Origin of the sequence: Methylomonas sp. TEB (genome assembly GCF_047777895.1) — a bacterium.
Taxonomy (GTDB): Bacteria; Pseudomonadota; Gammaproteobacteria; order Methylococcales; family Methylomonadaceae; genus Methylomonas.
The window spans coordinates 1,989,540-2,003,795 of the sequence record NZ_CP180476.1 but is presented as its reverse complement, the minus strand read 5'-3'; the positions used below and the strand labels follow the sequence as shown (position 1 = coordinate 2,003,795).

The following is a 14,256-nucleotide window of genomic DNA, read 5'->3' as shown; positions in this document are numbered from 1 at the left end:
AAACTAGCGATCCGTCAAGCGCTGTACCACTAAGCAACCCACCATATCGCCCTCTACGTTGACCATGGTCCGCACCGTATCCAGTATGCGGTCTATGGGTAACAGTATCGCAATGGCTTCGGTCGGGAGACCAACCGATTGCAACACCATCATCATGGTCACCATGCCGGCACTGGGGATGCCCGGCGCGCCCATGGCGGCGATCATCGTGGTAAAACACACGATCAATTGTTGCGCCAAATCCAGCTCTATGCCGGCTAAATTCGCGACAAATAACGCAGCGGCAGCTTCGTAGAGCGCGGTGCCGTCCATATTGACCGTGGCACCCAGCGGCACCACGAAACCGGCAATACCGGGTTTGACGTGCAAATGCTGTTCAACGCAACGCAAGGTGACGGGCAATGTGGCAGAGCTGGAACTGGTGGCAAATGCGGTGATTAAGGCTTCCCTGGCGCCCCGAAAAAACTTCAGCGGCGAAACCTTGGCAACTATACCTAACAACAAAGGCAACACGACCAAGCCATGCAGCAAAGTGGTACCAATGACCACCGCGACAAATTCCGCCAAACTGCTTAACAAGGCCAGATTTTGCGTCGCCAGCAACTGCGCCAGCAAAGCCATGATGCCCAGCGGCGCCAGCCGCATGATCCAGCCGACCAAGCGCAGCATCAACTCCAAGCCTTCCTGCAACAGCAGCAAGATATTGCGATAACGATCCCCTCCCACTACCAAAGCAATCCCCAACAACAGTGCAAACATCACGATTGCCAGGATATTGGCCTGTGCTAGTGCCGCGAACGGGTTAACGAACAAGCCATGCAGAAAGCTGGCTACAAATTGCGCCAAGCTCATTTGCTTGGCGGCGAAGTTGGGAACAGCGTTATTGAACAAGTCCAGATTCAAACCTTTTCCCGGCTCGAATATATTTGCCGCCGCCACGCCCAGCAGGATAGCCAGAGCCATAGAGACCACAAAAAAAACCAAGGTAGACAGCCAGACTCGATGCAATTGGCCGTGCATGCGCAAATTTGCCACCCCAACCGCAATGGAGGTAAACACCAAAGGCACCAAGACCATTTTCAACAAATCCATGAATAAAGTACTCAATAGACCGCAAACGTAGATACCTTGTTTGCTAAGCGCGGCGTCCTGTCCCAATTTGGCGAATCCCATGCCCAACGCTACGCCGAATACGGCACCCAGAAAAATTTGTGTGTTTAGTGCGACTTTCAATCCGGCCTCCTGAAAATACGCTGATCGTAAAACCCCAAAGCTTAGAGATTTATCATAACAAGCCCGGCCCCCATCATCTAACAGCTCTGTCAGTGCGCGGATACGTTCCGCCGAGAGCGGCTAAGATTGGCTTTTGGCTTGTCTATTTCGGTAAAATCCGCCGTTATGACGACAATCACCGACCCACTAGAAACTTGTTTATGCGGCTCCGGCCTGGATTATGCCGACTGCTGCGGCCGCTATCACAGCGGCGAACACTACGCGCCGACTGCGGAAGCCTTGATGCGCTCGCGTTTTAGTGCCTATGCCCGGCGCGATGTGGACTATTTATTGAATACTTGGGATACCAGCAAACGGCCGGCCGACATCGACTTTTCCAAGGAAACCGCACACTGGCAAAAACTGGCGATAGTCAGCACTAAAAAAGGCAGCGGCCAAGACAGCAAGGGCATTGTCGAGTTTAAGGCTTTTTACCGACAAGACGGCGAAGACTATTTCATGCACGAAATCAGTCGCTTCGTTAAATCCAATTCCCGTTGGCTTTATCTGGACGGCGTCATCAAAGCCGCGGGCAAAGTTGCGGTAAGCACGGATACCGGCAAAAACGCGCCTTGTCCGTGCGGCAGCGGCAAGAAATTTAAGCGTTGCTGCGGGCGCTGATCTATCACTAAGTCAACGCGCCGCATCCACAAAATTCAATTGCTTCCAGGCTTCGTAGAGCACTATTGCCACGGTATTGGAGAGATTAAGACTGCGGCTCTCCTTGCGCATCGGCAAATACAGTTGCAGAGCTGCCGGATGTTGACCAAGAAATGCGGCCGGTAAGCCACGGGTTTCCGGACCGAATAACAAGGCATCTCCGGCTTTGTATCGTACCTCACTGTAACCGGTGTGGCCTTTGGTGGTTAATGCAAATAAACGTTGGGGCTTGGCTTTTTCGACGTAATCATGCAAGGAACCGTACTGGCGGATGTTCACCCATTCATGATAATCCAGCCCGGCGCGACGCAGACGTTTGTCGTCCAAATCAAACCCCAAAGGCTGGATTAAATGCAGATGCGCACCGGTATTCGCGCATAAACGGATGATATTGCCGGTATTGGCCGGAATTTCCGGCTCGAACAAGACAATATCCAGCATTGTTTCAGTATTTTTCCACGTCCACCGGGGACAATTTCCAAATCTCGCGGTTGTATTCGCTAATCGTCCGGTCCGTGGAAAATTTACCGCTGGCCGCGGTATTGAGAATACTCATTTTGGTCCAGCGCTCTTGATCACGCCAAGTTTGCTCGACCCGCTTCTGTGCTTCCAGATAACTGCGAAAATCGGCGATAGTCATCCAAGGATCGTGCGGACTTTTAATCGAGGCAATGATGTCGTCGAAAATCCCCGGCTCAAACTGATTGAAATGCCCGCATTCCAGCAAGCGCATCACGCCTTGTAAATCGCTGTCCTGATTGATGAACCATTGCGGATCGTAATGCGGCCGCATCGCCTCCACTTCGGTTTCGGTCAAGCCGAACAGGAAGAAATTGTCGGCACCGACCTCTTCACGAATTTCGATGTTGGCACCATCCAAGGTACCGATGGTCAGCGCGCCATTCATCATGAACTTCATGTTACCGGTACCGGACGCTTCCTTGCCGGCAGTCGAAATTTGTTCCGACAAATCCGCGCCCGGACAGATTTTTTCCATCGCCGATACGCAGTAATTGGGCATAAACACCAATCTCAGCTTGTTGCCTACTTCCGGATCTTCATTAATGACATTGCCGACATTGTTTATCAGCTTGATGATTTTTTTCGCCATGACATAGCCAGGGGCCGCCTTGCCGCCGATCAAGACGCAACGATCCACCCAGTTTTGCGTATCGCCACGTTTAATCCGATCATAAAGATGAATCACATGCAACACATTCAAAATCTGCCGCTTGTATTCGTGGATACGCTTAACCTGCACATCAAACAAAGCATCGACATTGATTTCAATGTCATGTTCTTCTTCTTTGTAGTCAACCAAACGTTGTTTGCTGGCCCGATTCAAGTCGTACCATTTTTGCCTGAACGCCGCGTCCTCGGCATAAGGCGCTAATTTGGACAGCTGAGATAGGTCGGTAATCCAGCCATCACCAATAGTTGCGGTGATAAACTCGGCCAATTCCGGATTACAGCCGGCCAGCCAGCGTCTGGGGGTCACACCGTTAGTTTTGTTATTAAATTTTTGCGGCCAGAGCTCATAAAAATCTTTAAACAAGCCTTCCTGCAACAGCTTGGAATGCAGTTCGGCGACACCGTTAACCGAAAAACTGCCGACGATGGCCAAAAATGCCATCCGCACCTGTTTTTGATAACCCTCTTCGATGATGGACATCCGTGCCATGCGTGGATTGTCGCCAGGCCAACGCGCCGACACTTCAGCCATGAAGTGTGCGTTGATTTCAAAAATAATTTCCATCAAGCGCGGCAGCAAATGCTGCATCAGATTGACCGACCATTTTTCCAAGGCCTCGGGTAGCAAGGTATGATTGGTGTACGCCATCGTTTGCCGCGTGATGTTCCAGGCTTCTTTCCAAGGTAAACCGTGAATATCCATCAACAAGCGCATCAGTTCGGCCACCGCGATGCTGGGATGAGTGTCGTTGAGCTGAAAGCAGTTTTTCTCGGCAAATTTACTGAAATTATTACCGTGGCGCCCCACCCAGTTGGCGATGACGTCCTGCAAACTCGCGGAGGCGAGCAGATATTGCTGTTGCAGGCGCAAGGCTTTGCCGTTTTCGTTGGCATCGTTGGGATACAACACCATCGTAATGTTTTCGGCGGTGTTTTTCTCGGCCACGGCTTCGGCGTAATCACCGGCATTGAATTCCTGCAAATTGAATTCTTCCGTGGCGATGGCTTTCCACAAGCGCAGAGTATTGACCGTACCGTTTTTATAGCCAGGCACCGGCGTGTCGTAAGGCATGGCGATCACATCATGGGTATCCAGCCAACTGGTGCGCTTGTTGCCTTTTTCGTCGATGTGGGTTTGGGTGTGGCCGCCGAATTTGATGCGGTGCATGTATTCGGGACGTTCTATTTCCCAGACATTGCCCATCCTCAGCCAGTGATCGGGTTTCTCGACCTGCTCGCCATTGACGATTTGTTGTGAAAACATGCCGTATTCGTAACGCAAACCGTAGCCCGTGACCGGTAGTTGCAAGGTGGCGCAACTATCGATGAAACACGCCGCCAAGCGTCCCAAGCCGCCATTACCTAAACCTGCGTCCGGCTCGCTCTCGATGAGTTCCTCGGCTTCCAAACCCAAATCATACAAGGCTTGCGTGACAATATCGTCAACCCCGAGATTCAACATGGCGTTGCTCAAAGAACGCCCCATCAAAAACTCCATCGACAGATAGAAGGCTTTTTTACAATCGGAGTCGCGATAGACGTTGTAGGTTTTCTTCCAGCGCTCGACCAAACGGTCACTGATCGCCAAAGACAAGGCTTCGTAGGCGTAATGCGGAGAACGGCAATTTTCATCGCGCCCGAGCCGATGACTGTAATAGTGTTTGAAGTCGGCGATGAAATGCTTTTTTTCCATGCCCAACTTGGGGAGCTTGGTAATATCGGCGGCGGGGTTACTCTTATTAAAGACTCTATGCGGCATAGTACTTACCCTTGAGGACAGTGAAAATTAAAAGCCGTGGGCCGCTGGTTTTGCAAAGCTGAAAGCGATGCCAGAGGCCCTCTAAATCGAATTGTCGGGCAGCCGCGACACCCGATTTGGGGCGCCGCGGTTAAACATTAGTTCAATTTGCCGTGGCATTGCTTGTACTTTTTACCGGAACCGCAGGGGCATGGGTCGTTACGGCCCACTTTGTTGCCGAGCCTGACAAAAGGCTGCTCCGCGCTCTCCGGGTCTGAGTCTGGCTGAGCTGCTGGTGCCGCGGGCTCTTCTTCAAAAATGGAGTGGGCCTCCGCGTGTTCGTAGTGCATTTCCAGCGGCGCTTGGCGTTGTTCATCGATCGCCTGCACGTCTTCTTCACGCGCCACCTGCACCTTGGCGAGTATGCCCACCACTTCCTGTTTGATATGCGTCAACAGGCCGGTAAACATTTGGAAAGACTCGCGCTTGTATTCCTGCTTAGGATCTTTTTGCGCATAGCCTCTGAAGTGAATACCTTGGCGCAATTGGTCCATCGCCGCCAGATGTTCTTTCCAGCTATTATCCAGCACTTGCAACATCACGGATTTCTCGAAATGCCTTAGCACTTGCACACCTACGGCCTCTTCACGGGCGCGGCTTTCTTGCTCGGCTTTTTCGATAATCAGCCGGCGCAATTTCGCTTCATTCAGGGTACGGTCGTGCTCCAGCATTTCCACTAGCGGCATCTGCAGATTAAATTCTTGCTGCAAATGGGTTTCCAATCCACGCACATCCCATTGCTCTTCCATGGTTTTCGGCGGAATGTATTCGGTGATGACGTCGTTCAACACGTCAGCACGTATCGCGTTGATAATGTCGTTGATATCTTCGGCAGCCATCAACTCATTGCGCTGCGCGTAAATAACTTTACGTTGATCGTTGGCGACGTCGTCGTAAGCCAGAATTTCTTTGCGAATATCGAAGTTACGATTCTCCACTTTGCGTTGCGCGCTTTCGATGGAACGAGTCACCCAAGGATGCTCAATCGCTTCGCCTTCTTCCATACCCAGTTTTTGCATCAAGCTGGCGACGCGCTCGGACGCGAAAATCCGCATCAAATCGTCTTCCAGCGACAGATAAAAACGGGTCGAACCCGGATCGCCCTGCCGACCGGAACGGCCGCGCAACTGGTTGTCGATCCGCCGCGACTCGTGGCGTTCCGAACCGATGACATGCAGACCGCCGCTGGCCAAGACTTTTTCATGTCTTTCCTGCCAAGCAGCACGCACGCGCTCTTTATCGGCTTCACTGGCATCCGGTCCCAAGGCAGCCAGTTCGGCATTCAGATTGCCACCCAACACGATGTCGGTACCGCGACCGGCCATATTCGTAGCAATCGTCACAGCTCCCGGCATACCGGCATTTTCGATAATGTGGGCTTCGCGCTCGTGCTGCTTGGCATTCAAGACTTCATGGCGGATGTTTTGTTGTTGCAGCATCCGGGAAATCAATTCAGAGTTTTCGATCGACGTCGTACCGACCAACACCGGCTGGCCGCGCTGCACGCAATCCTTAATATCTTCGATGACGGCGTTGTATTTTTCCCGCGCCGACAGATAAACCAAATCGCCTTTGTCTTTACGGATCATCGGTCTGTGGGTAGGAATAACCACCACTTCCAGGCCGTAGATTTTGTTCAACTCAAACGCTTCGGTATCCGCAGTACCGGTCATACCGGATAATTTGTTGTAAAGACGGAAATAATTCTGGAAGGTAATCGAAGCCAGCGTTTGGTTTTCGTTTTGAATAGTCACGTTTTCCTTGGCTTCCATCGCTTGATGCAAACCTTCGGACCAGCGCCGACCGCTCATCATCCGGCCGGTGAATTCGTCGACGATGATGACCTGACCGTCCTTCACTACATAATCCACGTCTTTTTGGAACAGTACGTGAGCTCGCAGCGATGCGTTCAAATAGTGCATCAAGCGGATATTGGCAGCTTCGTATAAGGTGGAGCCGTCGGCTATCAAGCCGTGCTCCGCCAACAAGCGCTCGACGTGCTCATAGCCGGCTTCGGTCAGATGAATCTGCCGGGATTTTTCATCGACCGCATAATCGCCGGGCATTTGATCCTGTTTCTCCGGATCGTCGGCTTTTTCCTGTTTGGTCAGGTAGGGAATGATTTGATTGGTCTTCAGGTAAATATCGGTACTGCCTTCCGCCTGACCGGAGATGATCAACGGCGTTCTGGCTTCGTCGATCAGAATCGAATCCACCTCGTCGACAATGGCAAAATTCAAATCGCGCTGGACTTTTTGTTCCAGACTGAAGGCCATGTTGTCACGCAGATAATCGAAACCAAATTCGTTGTTGGTGCCGTAGGTAATATCCGCTGCATAGGCAACCTGGCGTTGCTCGTGCGTCAAATCGCTGACGATGACACCGGTGGTCAAACCCAGGAAACCGTATAATTTGCCCATCCATTCCGCGTCGCGGCGGGCCAAGTAATCATTGACGGTCACCACATGCACGCCTTTACCCGGCAAGGCATTCAAATAGGCGGCCAAGGTCGCCATCAGGGTTTTACCCTCACCGGTTTTCATCTCGGCTATCTTGCCACTGTGCAAAACCATGCCGCCGATCAACTGCACGTCGAAATGACGCATGCCAAATACACGGGTCGAGGCTTCCCGCACGGCGGCAAAGGCTTCTGGGAGTAAATTGTCTAAGTTTTCGCCTTGGGCCAGGCGGTCGCGAAATTCCTGCGTCTTGGCTTGTAACGCCGCATCGGATAATTTTTCGTATTCGGCGGCCAGAGCATTGACTTTCTTGACTAGCTTGCGTTTCTTCTTGACCAGCCTGTCGTTGCGGCTGCCAACTACCAATTTAACCAGCTTACCCAGCATGATATTTCCAGAGTGAGAGTGAACCAAAGTTTGCGATTATAAACGGTATGGGGCGGCTGTGACCAGAAAACAAGCCCGGCAAGCTGAGACTATTCACCAGCCAGTTTTTGTAAATCAGCTATTTAAAACAGGATTTTTGCTTGGCAGCCGCAGCCTAACGGCATCATCCGGCGATTTCCATCGCCGCAAAGTTAGCACTCTCTGGAACATGGACAAGCCTATCGATCAGCGTATAATTCGCCGGCTTCGGCCCTTGTGGCGGCAAGCATTCGACATCATTACTGGCTTTAACAATTTATGAAAATAGTGATTCTCGGTGCCGGTGTGACCGGCTCTTCGGTTGCCGGCGCATTGGCCAGTGAAGAAAACGATATTGTCGTTATCGATAAAAATGCCCACTTGCTCACCGCATTAAAAGGCCGCCTGGATATAGCCACTGTCGAAGGTAACGCTGCCCATCCCAGCGTGCTGGAACAAGCCGGAATTCAGGACGCCGACATGGTGATTGCCGTGACCGACCGCGACGAGACCAATATGCTGGCCTGTCAGGTGATCAACACCCTGTATAGCAAACCCAAAACCATCGCCCGGGTGCGCGCCATCGACTTTCTCAACCATCCGGAATTATTTGCGCCGGGCGGCATTGATATTGTCATCAGCCCTGAGCAGGTTGTCACCGAATCCATCCACAATCTGATCAAATACCCCGGCGCGCTGCATGTGTCCGAGTTTGCCGACGGCTTGGTCAGGCTGTTTTCGATTCGCGTGGTACCGACCGGCTTTCTGACAGGCAAACGCATCCACGCCGTCAAAGAAAAACTGGCCGACAGTATGATCCGGGTCGCGGCGATCTTCCGCGACGGCAAAGCCATCGCGGTAAACGGCGAGGCGGTGATTGCCACCGGCGATGAAGTATTTTTTGTCTGCCCGCGCGATAAGGTCCGTAAAACCCTGGTGGATCTACATAAACTGGAATCGCCGATCAAAACCATTATGTTGGCCGGCGGCGGCCACGTCGGCAAGCGGCTGGCCATTGCCTTGGAAAAAAACTACCACGTCAAAGTCATCGAGCAAGACATCGAGCGAGCGCGGGAAATCGCCAACGATTTGCGTAACACCTTAATTTTGCATGGCGACTGTACCGACGAATCGCTACTGCAGGAAGAAATGATCGAAGACATCGATCTGTTCTGCGCGATTACGAATAACGACGGCATCAACCTGATTGCCGCCGGTCTGGCGAAAAAACTCGGCGCCAAAAAGGCAATCTGCCTGATTAACAATAATTCCTACCTAAAGTTGTTGGACGGCACCGAAATCGATCTGGCGATTCAACCGAAACTGGAAACCTTGGGCGGCATCCTCAAACACGTACGTAAAGGCGACGTGGTCGGCGTCAGCTCGGTATGCGGCGGCAGTGCGGAAGCGATCGAAGCGATTGCTCACCGCAGCAAGAACTCCAGCTCAGTGGTCGGCTTACGGGTAGACCAGGTCAATTTACCGGACGGCGTGATATTAGGCGCGCTGATTCGCGAAAAGGAAGTGATTCCGGTGCATCACGACACCGTATTCGCGGAAGGCGATCACGTGGTGATGTTTGCGTTAAACAAGAAAATGGTTAGAGACATTGAAGGCTATTTCCAGCCGATCTAGTCCGCCAAATCCGCATCGATAAAAGCCAGTGCCCGTTGCGGCAAACCGTCGTTTCCCTCGCCTTGCAAAGAAGCCTGGCTGTCTTCATGCACCGCTGTCATGAACTGCAACAACTGCATTTCAATCTTCATTTTTTCCTGCGGCTCTTGGGTATCCCACATCCGATTCAATAACTGCTTGGCGTGATGGTGAATCGTGAACGCCACCGCTTCCGGTAGATGTGCGTAACTACTGCGCAAAGACTCCTTCAGCTTATCCAGCGATTGCAGATATTGCTGATAGTCTTTTAAATCCTGCTGACATTGGGTTTTCACCATCGCCAACTCGTTGCTGTTGCGGGCTTTGTTGACGGCCAGCTCGTGAGCCAATTGCTGCGACTGTTTTTTCAGTTGCGCCACCAAGGCCTGTTCCGCCAGCGCCTTGGTTTGCCGCAGTTCGGCAACATCTTCGTGCCTGGATAAATGCCATTGCAAATTGTCGTCGCGACTGCGCCGCAAAAACGCCAGCGCTTCGCCCAGCCAACGGCTAATCGACGACATGCAGTTGTTGGCGTAAAGCCAGCATTGCCGCAGCATCGGCTTGTTTACGATAGGTACGCAAGGCTTTGCGCAGATTTTTATATCGAGCGGCCGGCAGTTGCTCCCGCACCGCTTGCAATTCATGGCCAATTGCCGCGGACAAGGCCCTGGCCTGTTTGCGGTTATCGGCTACCAGCAGGCGTTGCCGCTTGAATCTGCTCAGATAGCTCAACTGCCGGCATTCCGCAGCCTGGCGCCGCTCAATATTTTGCCGACGAATCTGCAAAGACAACAGCTGCCGTACCGCCGCCGATTCGCGACTGAAATACCCGCGCAGCTCACGGTAAACCGCTTTAAATAAGGTCAGCACGCTCAGCAAAGCCAGCAGACCCAAAGCCAACAACATCACTTTACTGGCTAACAGATAAAACAGCCCCATCAACAAAACCAAGCCAAACTGCAAACACACAAACCCCAGCACAAACAGCAGCATGGCCAGGCTGCCTATCAGTAGTCCGCCGAAAAAAAGCCGTCCGAACATGGTTCTCAAGGCCGCTCGATAAACTCCAGCGCATTGCCGTCTCTATCCCGGCAAAACAGCGCCTTACGGCCGGAGATACTCAGCGTGTACGCCGTACCGGCCCGCTCCAGATCTTCGCGTAGAGCATCAACCGAATCGATATGCATCGCCACATGCCGATCACGGCCGCCATGCGCCGGTCTGCCGGTAGTGGGATCGGGATTTTCCAATTCCAACAAATGAATTTGCTGCGCACCAATTTGCAGCCAGGCGCCCGGGAACGGTAGATTCGGCCGTTCGGTCTGCTCCATTCCTAACACATCGCGGTAAAAAAGCAGCGATTGCTCGGTATCGGAGACGATCAAACTGGCGTGATGTATCGTGAAATTATGTTTGGACATGGCAATCAACAGGTGAGTAAGGCAGCGAGATTATACCGCCCGATTATTTCACCGCGTAGGTTTTCAACCAAGCCAAACTGGCAGCGGTCTCAATCGTCGGCCGGTACTCGGCACCGACCCAACCTTGATAGTCCGACGTGGCGATAATCTCGAACAAGGTTTTAAAATCCACAACACCCGTGCCGGGCTGGCCGCGGCCTGGAGAGTCGGCAAATTGAATATGCCCGATTCTATCCGTATGTTGGCGCAAAAATCCGGCACAATCTTCGCCCATCCGGCTCATGTGATAAATGTCGTATTGCATGAATAAGTTTGGATGATCGATTTGCTTGAGCACATCCAGCATTTTGTCGCCGGTGTCGACGATAAAACCTGGCATGTCGTGGCTATTGACCGCCTCGAATACGGTTTTGATACCCAACTCGGCAAACGCTCCGGCGGCGTAAGCCAGATTCTCGCAAAAGGTAGTTTGATATTCGCCCAAGCGTTGTGGGTCGAAACAGCGACCCGGTAACACGTTAATAACGCGGGGCTTTAATCGTTTGGCATAAGCCAGCGTCTGCTCCACCGCGGCTTTAAATTGATCGCGTTTTTCCGGAACTGCCGCCAAACCCTCGCCGCCCTGCAGCAAGGTATCGGCATCGACATTGAACAGCACCAGCTTTAAATCCTGTTGCTCTAATAGGTCGCCAATTTGTTCGACTCGCAGCGAGTAGGGAAACTGGATTTCCACCGCAGCGAAACCGTGCTGTTTAGCAGTCTGAAACCGTGCAGGCAAGGGCAACTCGGTAAATAATAAACTCAGATTGGCGGTAAAACGCAGCATCAGTCTTGACTGTAAAGCTTGATAAGCGTCGAGGGATCTTGTTCTAAAAAGCCGCTGCTGCCGTGCAATTGCATCAGTTGCGCCGCCAAGCCCGACATGGGTATCGCACTGCCCTGCTTGCCCGCTAAATCGACAGCCATATTTAAATCTTTCAATAAGGTTTTCACGCGCCACTTCACCGGTTCGAAACGCTGATCCGCCATTTCCGGGCCGACGATTTGCAGTGGCTTGGAATCGGCAAAGCCGCCGGCCAGCGCTTCCGGAATTTTTGCAGCATCGACGCCGGCCGAATTGGCCAGCGCCATCATTTCCGCGATTACCAGCACATTGCAACTAACGATCATCTGGTTGCAAATTTTAGTGGTTTGACCACTGCCGACCGCCCCCATATGCGTTAACCGGCTATACAGCGGCCGCAATACTTCACGGGCAATTTGAATGTCTTGTTCCGCACCGCCGGCCATAATCGCCAAACTACCCTGCTCTGCCCCGGCCGTGCCACCGGATACCGGCGCATCGACCCAGCGCATGCCGCAAGCAGCCCGCAATTGAGATGCCATGCGCCGAGTAGCTTCCGGATGAATGCTGGATAAATCAATCAACAATTTGTCGGCAGCGCCGTTGGCGATAATTTGCTCCGACACCACCGCTTCAACGGCCATGGTGTCGGCCAGGCACAAAATCACCACATCGGAGGTTTTTACCAATTCACTGACACTGCCGCAGACCTTAGCACCGGCACCCGCCACCACAGCCAATTTGGCGGTAGTGCGATTCCAGACATTCACCTGAAAACCCGAGTCCAAAAGCCGCAATGTCAACGGTTGCCCCATCAAGCCTATGCCGACGAAACCGAGCGTGTAGTGTTGTTCTGCCATAATGACGCTCGCTGTTATTCGAATAGCGCCGGGCTTAAATCCAAACGCTCGGCATCGCCGCGCCCGCTCATCAGATGTTGATAGACGATTTGAAAAGCTTCGTCGAAATCAGCATTGACAAAACGCTGGGACAAATGCACGCAAATCGCATATAAGCCGGAATAATGCACGGTCTCGCCGGAAGTACATAGGTTGATTTTCTCGGACAGCACCCGCATCACTGACAGCACTGAACCATCTTGCCGCCAATTAGCAGACACACTGACCACCTCATCGCCCCGGCTCGCGATAGCCGCCAGCGCATTAAAGGATAAATCCACCAGCCCAGCCAAAATTTTGATGAGGTCGCCGCTGGCAATGGCTTTAAAGGTCTCGCTACCGCAATCCAATAATAGCGCTTGGCGCATCACAATATCCATGTCGGACAAATGCCCGATTTCGCCATCGTCGGGCTGTTTGATAGCGAATTTCCGGTGAAAATCTCTAACTTGTTGTAAATGTTTGTTCATGATTCTACTCCGGGCTTGGATTTAAAGAATTCGGGGAATAATGGCGCGGCGCGGGACAACATCTGCAGTCAACGACCTAGCCATTTTTGGACATCAGCGCAGTCGGAGAATGCGCCAATGAACCAACTAGGGCAATAGGGAAATCGGTTTTAACGCAGTTGCCGGCGCGATTCAATCAACGACAAACTGACTATGACGATCAATAGGAACAAGGATGTTTCCAATAATAAAAACGCGGCTATTTTGAAATAAGCAAAAGCCGGATCGACATAACGCACCAACCAACCCGCCGCTTCATCGGCAATTGCCGCGGCATAAACGATTGCGCTGATCCAGACTTTCATCAGAGTCGGCAACGAGGTCATCAGCATCAGATGCGTCAGCGTCAATACCAACATCCCCATAGCAAACAAATGAAAATGACTGACTTCCAGTAGGCTTTGATAGCTTTTCGGTTCGTTAAACTCTTGCTCGTTTCCCGAGTAATACGAAACTACCGACTCCGGGGTGAGATTCATTTTATGGAAATACATCAGACCATTGCTGATCCACAATAAGGCCACATAGGCCAAGAACATCAAGATCAAAGAGTTGATCAACAGCTGGCGATTCTGCTCGCCGGTTACAAAGAAACGCATTATTTGGGCTTGTTTTGGATGAGAACTTGATAAATCGCCAATACCTTGCGCGCGCTGTTAATTGCGGCTCGGGTGCTGAGCGTTGCCCCCGCCACACCCTGTATATCCTGATTCAGGCTCAACTCTTCGATGGAATGATTAGCCAGCAAGGCCATCCAGCGTTCCGGCGGTTGATATTCCGGCGGCTCATGAAACGCCAATGTATGGACGTTACGCAATTTGCCATCCGGCGTTAGTACCACCAGCAAGGTTTCCGGTTTAGTTCTGACAGTGTGGGCCTCAATCGCGGCATAGCCAATCACGGCGCCTTGCTTCTTACCCACATAAAAGCTGAACAGATTGGATTCCAACTTGACCTTCGCAAGTTGTTCGATCTGCGCGACTTCCTCCGGCGTGGGAAACAGCGATTGCATTTCCACAGTAGCGTCGTCGCCGAAGGCCAGCTTCATCGCTTCGACCTTGCTGTAAAACACAGCGGCGACAAGGTTTACGCTCGTTAAACAAAAAACCAGCAGCGTCAGCATAAGCCGACGAGTTTTTGAAATC

14 protein-coding genes are annotated in these 14,256 nt (G+C 52.1%); 2 read left to right on the top strand and 12 right to left on the bottom strand.

Annotation, left to right across the window (positions count from 1 at the left end):
• Positions 1 to 3 precede the first annotated feature (3 nt).
• Positions 4 to 1,233, bottom strand: coding sequence for a dicarboxylate/amino acid:cation symporter (locus ACMXD4_RS09020; protein ID WP_415880522.1), 1,230 nt, complete (start codon positions 1,231 to 1,233; stop codon positions 4 to 6).
• Positions 1,234 to 1,398: 165 nt separating this feature from the next.
• On the opposite strand from ACMXD4_RS09020, the gene ACMXD4_RS09015 reads away from it, so the two are divergent.
• Positions 1,399 to 1,893: a YchJ family protein gene (locus tag ACMXD4_RS09015; RefSeq protein ID WP_171695781.1), complete on the top strand. Its 495-nt coding sequence runs from the start codon at positions 1,399 to 1,401 to the stop codon at positions 1,891 to 1,893.
• Between the two features lie 12 nt (positions 1,894 to 1,905).
• Here the strand turns inward: ACMXD4_RS09015 and trmL are convergent, their stop codons facing one another.
• From trmL to secA, 3 genes are all read right to left on the bottom strand, one after another.
• The gene (trmL, locus tag ACMXD4_RS09010; protein ID WP_171695782.1) at positions 1,906 to 2,373 is read right to left on the bottom strand and encodes a tRNA (uridine(34)/cytosine(34)/5-carboxymethylaminomethyluridine(34)-2'-O)-methyltransferase TrmL; all 468 of its coding nucleotides are present in this window, start codon (positions 2,371 to 2,373) and stop codon (positions 1,906 to 1,908) included.
• Between the two features lie 4 nt (positions 2,374 to 2,377).
• The gene (locus ACMXD4_RS09005) at positions 2,378 to 4,882 is read right to left on the bottom strand and encodes a glycogen/starch/alpha-glucan phosphorylase (protein WP_415880521.1); all 2,505 of its coding nucleotides are present in this window, start codon (positions 4,880 to 4,882) and stop codon (positions 2,378 to 2,380) included.
• A gap of 137 nt (positions 4,883 to 5,019) precedes the next feature.
• On the bottom strand, positions 5,020 to 7,767 hold the full coding sequence (gene secA / locus ACMXD4_RS09000; RefSeq protein ID WP_415880520.1) for a preprotein translocase subunit SecA: 2,748 nt from the start codon (positions 7,765 to 7,767) through the stop codon (positions 5,020 to 5,022).
• 297 nt (positions 7,768 to 8,064) lie between these two features.
• Here secA and trkA point away from each other — a divergent pair, with 297 nt between their 5' ends.
• The gene (gene trkA / locus ACMXD4_RS08995) at positions 8,065 to 9,420 is read left to right on the top strand and encodes a Trk system potassium transporter TrkA (RefSeq protein WP_205450593.1); all 1,356 of its coding nucleotides are present in this window, start codon (positions 8,065 to 8,067) and stop codon (positions 9,418 to 9,420) included.
• Here the strand turns inward: trkA and ACMXD4_RS08990 are convergent.
• The 8 genes from ACMXD4_RS08990 to ACMXD4_RS08955 form a co-directional block, all read right to left on the bottom strand.
• A complete protein-coding gene (locus tag ACMXD4_RS08990) occupies positions 9,417 to 9,959 on the bottom strand; it encodes a hypothetical protein (RefSeq protein WP_415880519.1) in 543 nt (180 codons plus the stop codon). The genes trkA and ACMXD4_RS08990 overlap by 4 nt on opposite strands.
• Positions 9,946 to 10,479, bottom strand: coding sequence for a hypothetical protein (locus ACMXD4_RS08985; protein WP_415880518.1), 534 nt, complete (start codon positions 10,477 to 10,479; stop codon positions 9,946 to 9,948). Before ACMXD4_RS08985 ends, ACMXD4_RS08990 begins: the two co-directional genes overlap by 14 nt.
• A gap of 5 nt (positions 10,480 to 10,484) precedes the next feature.
• A complete protein-coding gene (locus ACMXD4_RS08980) occupies positions 10,485 to 10,859 on the bottom strand; it encodes a VOC family protein (RefSeq protein WP_033155194.1) in 375 nt (124 codons plus the stop codon).
• Positions 10,860 to 10,902: 43 nt separating this feature from the next.
• The gene (locus ACMXD4_RS08975; protein ID WP_415880517.1) at positions 10,903 to 11,685 is read right to left on the bottom strand and encodes a hydroxypyruvate isomerase family protein; all 783 of its coding nucleotides are present in this window, start codon (positions 11,683 to 11,685) and stop codon (positions 10,903 to 10,905) included.
• Positions 11,685 to 12,563 (bottom strand): NAD(P)-dependent oxidoreductase, encoded by an 879-nt coding sequence (locus tag ACMXD4_RS08970; RefSeq protein WP_415880516.1) that lies wholly within the window; start codon positions 12,561 to 12,563, stop codon positions 11,685 to 11,687. The genes ACMXD4_RS08975 and ACMXD4_RS08970 overlap by 1 nt, the downstream gene beginning before the upstream one ends.
• Positions 12,564 to 12,577: 14 nt before the next feature.
• On the bottom strand, positions 12,578 to 13,072 hold the full coding sequence (locus tag ACMXD4_RS08965) for a nucleoside triphosphate pyrophosphohydrolase family protein (RefSeq protein ID WP_415880515.1): 495 nt from the start codon (positions 13,070 to 13,072) through the stop codon (positions 12,578 to 12,580).
• Positions 13,073 to 13,221: 149 nt separating this feature from the next.
• Complete coding sequence (locus ACMXD4_RS08960; protein ID WP_415880514.1) at positions 13,222 to 13,710, bottom strand: hypothetical protein; 489 nt, start codon at positions 13,708 to 13,710, stop codon at positions 13,222 to 13,224.
• Positions 13,710 to 14,159 (bottom strand): FMN-binding protein, encoded by a 450-nt coding sequence (locus ACMXD4_RS08955; protein ID WP_415880513.1) that lies wholly within the window; start codon positions 14,157 to 14,159, stop codon positions 13,710 to 13,712. The genes ACMXD4_RS08960 and ACMXD4_RS08955 overlap by 1 nt, the downstream gene beginning before the upstream one ends.
• Positions 14,160 to 14,256: the final 97 nt, after the last annotated feature.

Bases quoted from the DNA above. Each gene is read 5' to 3' on its own strand.
- ACMXD4_RS08975 (WP_415880517.1), bottom strand. From the start codon at position 11,685: ATGCTGCGTTTTACCGCCAATCTGAGTTTATTATTTACCGAGTTGCCC.
- trmL (WP_171695782.1), bottom strand. From the start codon at position 2,373: ATGCTGGATATTGTCTTGTTCGAGCCGGAAATTCCGGCCAATACCGGC.
- ACMXD4_RS08985 (WP_415880518.1), bottom strand. From the start codon at position 10,479: ATGTTCGGACGGCTTTTTTTCGGCGGACTACTGATAGGCAGCCTGGCC.
- ACMXD4_RS08990 (WP_415880519.1), bottom strand. From the start codon at position 9,959: ATGTCGTCGATTAGCCGTTGGCTGGGCGAAGCGCTGGCGTTTTTGCGG.
- ACMXD4_RS08960 (WP_415880514.1), bottom strand. From the start codon at position 13,710: ATGCGTTTCTTTGTAACCGGCGAGCAGAATCGCCAGCTGTTGATCAAC.
- ACMXD4_RS08965 (WP_415880515.1), bottom strand. From the start codon at position 13,072: ATGAACAAACATTTACAACAAGTTAGAGATTTTCACCGGAAATTCGCT.
- ACMXD4_RS08955 (WP_415880513.1), bottom strand. From the start codon at position 14,159: ATGAAGCTGGCCTTCGGCGACGACGCTACTGTGGAAATGCAATCGCTG.
- secA (WP_415880520.1), bottom strand. From the start codon at position 7,767: ATGCTGGGTAAGCTGGTTAAATTGGTAGTTGGCAGCCGCAACGACAGG.
- ACMXD4_RS09005 (WP_415880521.1), bottom strand. From the start codon at position 4,882: ATGCCGCATAGAGTCTTTAATAAGAGTAACCCCGCCGCCGATATTACC.
- ACMXD4_RS08980 (WP_033155194.1), bottom strand. From the start codon at position 10,859: ATGTCCAAACATAATTTCACGATACATCACGCCAGTTTGATCGTCTCC.
- trkA (WP_205450593.1), top strand. From the start codon at position 8,065: ATGAAAATAGTGATTCTCGGTGCCGGTGTGACCGGCTCTTCGGTTGCC.
- ACMXD4_RS09015 (WP_171695781.1), top strand. From the start codon at position 1,399: ATGACGACAATCACCGACCCACTAGAAACTTGTTTATGCGGCTCCGGC.
- ACMXD4_RS08970 (WP_415880516.1), bottom strand. From the start codon at position 12,563: ATGGCAGAACAACACTACACGCTCGGTTTCGTCGGCATAGGCTTGATG.